A 1644-nucleotide genomic window follows, 5' to 3' on the forward strand; every position below is an offset into this window, starting at 1 on the left:
GGATAAGGGCGGGTGGGGGCGTGCAGGGCGTCGGCCGGGGTCGCGCCGATCAGGTCGGCCTTACGGGAGGCGAGGAGCCCCTTCACGAGCGGCTTCAGGTGCGGCTTCATGGCGTCACTCCTGGTGCGTCACCGGGCAGGTGGGGGAGCCGGGTTGGGCATCCGGCTGGGCGGGTACGGAGCGGGGCGCCGCCGCGCGAAGCTTGGCGGTGCCTGGGCCGGCCGTGCGGCGTGCGCCGATCCGCAGGGTCAGCCCGCGCGAACTGAGGCTGGTCTCCACCTTGGGCTTGAACGGTTCGTCGCCGACGGGGGTCAGCTCCCAGCGGGCGACGATCGCGGTGAGGGCGAGGATCGCCTCGGCGAGGGCGAACTGGTCCCCGATGCACTTGCGCGCGCCGACGCCGAACGGGATGTAGGTGTTCCGGTCGGGCTGGGCGCCGGTCCAGCGGTCCGGGTCGAACCGGTCGGGCTCGGTGTAGAGGTCGGGCCTGCGGTGCAGGAGGTACGGGCTGAGGACGATGGTGCTGCCGCCCTTGAGCTTCACGCCGCCGAGTTCGGTGTCCTGTCTGACGGCGCGTGTCATCATCCAGGCGGGCGGATACAGCCGCAGTGTCTCGGTCACCACCCGGGAGGCCAGGTCGAGCTCGGGCAGGTGCGACGCCTCCAGCCGGCCCGCCGCCAGGACGTCGTCCGTCTCGACCTGGAGCCGGTGCTGGATGTCCAGGTTCGTGGCGAGCAGGTGCAGTGCCCAGGCCAGGGTGATGGCCGTGGTCTCCATCCCGCCGAGGAAGAACGTGAGGGCCTCGTCGGCGAGTTCATGGTCGTTGAGCTGCTTCTGGCCGCCTTCGCTCTCCTCGTCGACGGCCGCCACCAGCGCGGAGAGCAGGTCGGCCCGGTCGGTCGGATCGGCCCGCCGCTCGGCGACGATCTCCGCGATGGTCGCCGACAGCCGGTTGCGGGCCTCGTCGTAGCGCCGCTTCTGCCGGGTCGGCAGCCGGCGCAGCAGGGCCGGTGTCATCATCCGGCGGAAGAAGGCGCTGACGATGGTGGCGGTGTCGGTCAGGGACTGCCGCATGGTCTCGGCCGGCAGCGCGCCGCTGAACATCGTCTCCATGGTGGCGCGCGTCGTCAGCGTCATCATTTCCTGCGTGATGTCGAGGACGTCGCCGTCGTTCCAGGACGCCGCCTTGAGCTGGGCGGCGCGGGCGAACACCGCGCCGTACCCGACGAGCCGGGTGGGGTGGAACGACGGCTGGCACAGCCGCCGTTGGCGCCGGTGCAGGGGGTACGAGCAGGTGGACAGGCCGTCGCCGATGACCTCGCTGATCCGGTCGTAGATCGGGCCGCCCTTGTCGAAGACGCGGTCGTTGAGGAACACCTGCCGGGTCAGGGCGGGATCGCAGACCATCACGGCCGTGCTCGGGCCGAGCCGTACGCGGACCATCTTCCGGTACTCGGACAGGGACATGATGAACGCCAGCGGATCACGCAGCAGCGGCAGTGCGTGGCCCAGCAGCGGCAGGGCCCGCGGCGCCAGCGGGATGGACGCGGCGGTCGCCGTACTCGTGTCTGTCATGGACGACTTCCTTCTGTGTGGGAGTGACCGGCCGGTGCCGCGCCGACGGGCCGGTCACTCCCACACAGA

Annotated in this window: 1 protein-coding gene; it reads right to left on the minus strand. The window is 71.2% G+C overall.

What is annotated here, in order from left to right:
• Positions 1-114: 114 nt before the first annotated feature.
• Entirely contained in the window at positions 115-1575 is a 1461-nt protein-coding gene (locus BHU15_RS31525; protein WP_069630249.1) for a cytochrome P450, read from the minus strand.
• Positions 1576-1644 lie beyond the last annotated feature (69 nt).

The sequence above is a fragment of the Streptomyces niveus genome (genome assembly GCF_001723055.1).
Classification (GTDB): Bacteria; Actinomycetota; Actinomycetes; order Streptomycetales; family Streptomycetaceae; genus Streptomyces; species Streptomyces niveus.